This is a genomic window from Lishizhenia sp. (assembly GCF_057456495.1).
The window spans coordinates 1-4,375 of sequence record NZ_JBVCPV010000214.1 but is presented as its reverse complement, the minus strand read 5'-3'; the positions used below and the strand labels follow the sequence as shown (position 1 = coordinate 4,375).

The window sequence follows — 4,375 nt, the reverse complement described above, 5'->3', positions numbered from 1 at the left end:
GTTAAGTTATTACTCGATGTTCCTCCTGCAATAAATACATTTCCATTCCCATCGAGCTTTACACTGTTACAAGCATCATTTTTAGTTCCTCCAAAATAACTAGACCACAACAATTGGGTGAAATCATTTTTCAGTTTAAATATCACCCCATCTTGTTGACCACCTATTGCATTCTGAAAAGCGGTTTGCGTTGGAAAATCTGTTGACCGCGTACAAGAGGCGATGAGTATATTATCACTATCATCCAAGAAAATCTCTCCTCTAAATTGATCTCCATAATTTGTGGTTAATGAATCATAATGTATGGGTGAGGTATAATTTCCAGAACTAGGCAGATAATTCACACCATCATTCGCACTCCCACCTACATAAGTAGACCCCAACAAACTCTGACCATTAGCACTAAGCTTTGCCACGAAGATATCTGTTCCTACCGTTCCAAAATTACATCCGTTGTTGGCAATATTCAAAGCACTTCCACCTGCATGGGTAGATTGAAAACCGGCTACTATCGGAAAATCCGTACTGGAGGTCACCCCAAACAAATAGATATTATCCTGAAGGTCGCACACCAAAGAGTGCACAGTTTCTGTTCCTTGCGTATTATCACCTCCACCTAGAAAACTCGTCCATAACATGGTTTCACCATCCGCAGCATATTTACTGATAAAAGCATCTGTTGTGATAGAGTTATTGACGTTTTGCACCGTAAAATTTGATGAAGTATTGTAAGCATTAGGATCAGGTGTTGGGTAGGCATTTCCATAAATTGTTCCTCCACTATACGCACTTCCATCGTGACCATAAGTGGCCGTCATTCCAAAATTATCTGTCGGCGAACCACAATACGTAGCAAACACCAAAACAGGATCAATAATCAAAGGAGCATGTTTAGAATAAGTCCCCAAGTTAAAACCAACTACACTATCGTTGAGCATTTCAAAGGAACAACTCACTTCCTTAATTTTTCCATTTACAATCTGATAGGCATACGGCTTTTCCTCCTTAATTTGCCCCAAGTACGTTTCAATAATCAGGTTACCATCTCTCCCTATCTTCAGCTCCTCTTGATTGGCATAATGCATTTGAATTTGAGCAGGATCAACACCTTGAGCAACTTTGAATTGATATTTGAAGCTTCCTTCTAATTCTATAAGTTCTAAATCAATGCCATCGTAAAGGTTGTGCATGTGCACCTCATGATAACTCCTAACGCCATGCGTCCAGGATGATTCATCCTTACCGTAAAAAAAATTATAATAGTACTTAGACCCACCCAATTTCTCTGTGGATGTAATCTCTTGACTTCCTAAAAAATTAAGATGTATGAGGTCTTGGTTAAATGTTGTTACTCCTTTCTTCGCTTGCTTGAGTTGACCATGTACTTTCTCCAGTTCAGAATAATCTTGAAGATGGTACATCAATTTTCCTTGCTCCACCCATAGATTACCATTTGGTAAATTCATTTGAAAAAGCACCTCTTCCTTCCACTGTCCTTTATTCTCTAAAAAACCATGGTATAAACTGTGTTCATGCTCAATTTCTTGGGCAAAACTTGCACCAGAAAACAAGGCTATTACACAAAGGAAAAATAGTTTTTTAAGCATGGAAGACTAATATAAGTTTTGTTTAGTTAATAAACGAATTTTAAGTCCTAGAGGTTGTTAGACAATAGTGAGTTTGAATAGAGAGTCTAGAAAAAAAGTTTTGAACTTAGAAAAAGGTCGCTCATCTCCACTCAACTCGATAACCTAATTTTAGGCGCTTTAATTACTCTTAACCTAGGTTTCCAAGGGAGCGCTGTGGTGAGCGAAGTCGAACTATCGAGGAACCGGAATTTCGAAGCTGAAGTTTTATCAATATAAAAGAAATGAACAAACCCCAAGCTGCGAAGTAAGAATTTCATAACTTCTACGTCGAACCTCAAAACAACTCGCATGAAAACGCTCCTCACTATCTCCATACTCACCCTTGCACTGAGCACCTCAGCTCAAGACCTTGTCGACGGGTTCTTCAAAGGAAAAGGAAGAACAGATGTCGCACTAGGTTACGCTTATGAAAAAGCAAAGCTATATTATGCCGATTACACCATAGAATACGGAAGACAGCTCCACATCATCAATACCTTTGCAGAATATGGAATTACCAATAATTGGGATGTAATAGCTTCTGCTCCCCTTATTAATGGGACCCTGCAAGACGCATATTTTTTTACCAAATATGAGTTATTCAACAAGAACGGATTTAGCGTGATACCAGCACTTGGAATCTCTTTCCCCATGTCGAAATACAACACAGAAACAAGTCAATCCATTGGTCAGCGCGCCACCAATGTACAACCCAAACTAGTATTCCAATACAAACCCAATTCACCTTGGTTCATTCAAACACAAGGAACCTATCAATACACCTTAGATCCTGTACCCCACGCCTGGAATTTGTCGGTAAAAATTGGTTATGGACAAGGCAAATGGTATGGAGATTTGTGGTTTGAAAACCAGACAAGTTTAGGAGATGCTATTTTCTTGGGCAATATTCCTTACAACGACTTCAGGGAACTCGGTGTAAGCTACCAAAGTGTTGGCGGAGTAATCTACTACCAACTCAAAGATAGATTTGGACTTTCAATTTCAGCTTCTAAGGTACTGAATGGCAAAAATATTGGGAGTGCAGGGATAGTAGGTGTAAGTGGGGTTTGGAAGTTTGGGATGGAGTAGGACTTTATAAGCTATCCAAAATCTCTGCTAATTTTTTGGTTTGATACTCTCTAGAATAAAAATAAGCTACCTCCATATTACGTTCCAAAGCAATGGACTCTCCTCTTTTTTTCTTCTCCAATAATTCTTGAAGAATTTGCTTGCATTCTTCTACTGTATTTGCAATATAACCTGAATTGGTTTTTTGAATGAATTCTTCCATCACATTATTGTCGGATGGGCAAAGAAGGATGGCTTTTCCTGTTTGGAAATTGGAAAACATTTTAACGGGTAAATAACCTTTAATATTGGAAAACCCTGTGATAAAAAGTAAATCGGCATTTTTATAATCCACTTGTATCATTTCTGGCGACTTTCTCGACTCAATAACTACATCTACCTTATGCTTATCCGAGAATGCTATCACTCTATTCTTCTCTGCTGAATTGATTTCTATTCCAACAAATTTCAATTTTACTTTCCCTGAATATGCTTTACATGCTTGAATGAGTATTTCAACATTTTGTTCGGCGTATAATGTACCTGCGTACAAAACATGTAATTCATCCGAAAAATTTGAAGAAATGCCATTCTGCCTCTCATCAAACTTTGCTATACCATTCATCACTACAGAAAAATCTAATCTAAACTTTTCCTTAAGCTTTTCCGCAATGTACCTACTTACTGTAATTCCTATTGTAGCATTACTCAATACCTTATGCTCCAAGGTAACATCCATTCTCTGTAAAAAAGACAAGTTTCCTTGTTGCGTAGTACTCCATTCATCCCGATAATCAGGAACCCAATGAATTTTTGGAAAGTCCTTTTTCAGTTGATGACCAATTGCAAAACTTTGAAAGGGTCGTCCGCTGGCGATTACAATTCCAATTTCTGAATCAGATTGTAGGAGGGACTTAGCGTACGCGTAAAAATTCGAATACGGTAAAGCAGCAATAGAAAAATTCGACAAAACAATTTCCTTCAAAGTCAAAGCTTTTTGTAAAAACTTGAATTCCCCTTTTTGATCTAATCTATCTCTCAGAGATTCCTTATAAGGTAGGCGATGCACCTCATACCCATCACATTTCTCAACGACCATTTCATTGTTAACTACCTTTTCTGTCAAAGTAGTCTGGCTCTCATTCCACTGACGTGTTATCACAATAGGATAATAACCGTATTTGTGCAAATTTTCAGCCCAATACGCTGTTCTTTGCGCGCCCACAAAATTTGAAGGTGGAAAAAAATAAGATATGAGGAGGAGTTTTTTCAATTCTTAAAGGATTTGTCCTTAGATTTAAGGCTAAAAGTAACAATTCTTGAATACAAGATTACTATTATTAACTGATGGATTTCCCTTTGGTAAAAGTGAAACTTTTCTGGAAACGGAGATAGAATTTCTAGCTCAAGAATTTCAGGAAATAATTATTGTAAGTATTACTCAGAACACAAAAGAATCAAGACTAGTCCCTTACAATGTTCAAGTAGTGCCGTACTGGCCTTCTGATGGAATAGTCACAAAATTAAAAAGTCTATTCCTGCTTTTCGACAAAAGGATTTGGGAAGAGTTTTCCCACCTCAAAAACAAGTATCAGCTTTCACTTACAAAAGGTAGGTTTGCCACAATTTTAATGTCCTTTCAAAAATCAAAAATGATACGTAAAAGGATATCTTCCTTG

The 4,375-nt window shown here is 37.5% G+C and carries 4 protein-coding genes; 2 read left to right on the top strand and 2 right to left on the bottom strand.

Annotated features, from left to right (window positions below):
- Positions 1 to 1,607 (bottom strand): DUF7948 domain-containing protein (locus AC22ZQ_RS12745; RefSeq protein WP_318959148.1); only part of this gene is annotated, 1,607 nt, incomplete at its 3' end.
- 330 nt (positions 1,608 to 1,937) lie between these two features.
- Between AC22ZQ_RS12745 and AC22ZQ_RS12740 the strand changes: the two genes are divergently transcribed.
- On the top strand, positions 1,938 to 2,717 hold the full coding sequence (locus AC22ZQ_RS12740; protein WP_318959147.1) for a hypothetical protein: 780 nt from the start codon (positions 1,938 to 1,940) through the stop codon (positions 2,715 to 2,717).
- A 4-nt stretch (positions 2,718 to 2,721) separates the two neighbouring features.
- Here AC22ZQ_RS12740 and AC22ZQ_RS12735 read toward each other — a convergent pair whose 3' ends face one another.
- Positions 2,722 to 3,921, bottom strand: coding sequence for a glycosyltransferase family protein (locus AC22ZQ_RS12735; protein WP_318959146.1), 1,200 nt, complete (start codon positions 3,919 to 3,921; stop codon positions 2,722 to 2,724).
- A gap of 94 nt (positions 3,922 to 4,015) precedes the next feature.
- Here AC22ZQ_RS12735 and AC22ZQ_RS12730 point away from each other — a divergent pair.
- On the top strand, positions 4,016 to 4,375 hold a 360-nt coding region (locus tag AC22ZQ_RS12730; RefSeq protein WP_318959145.1), incomplete at its 3' end, for a hypothetical protein.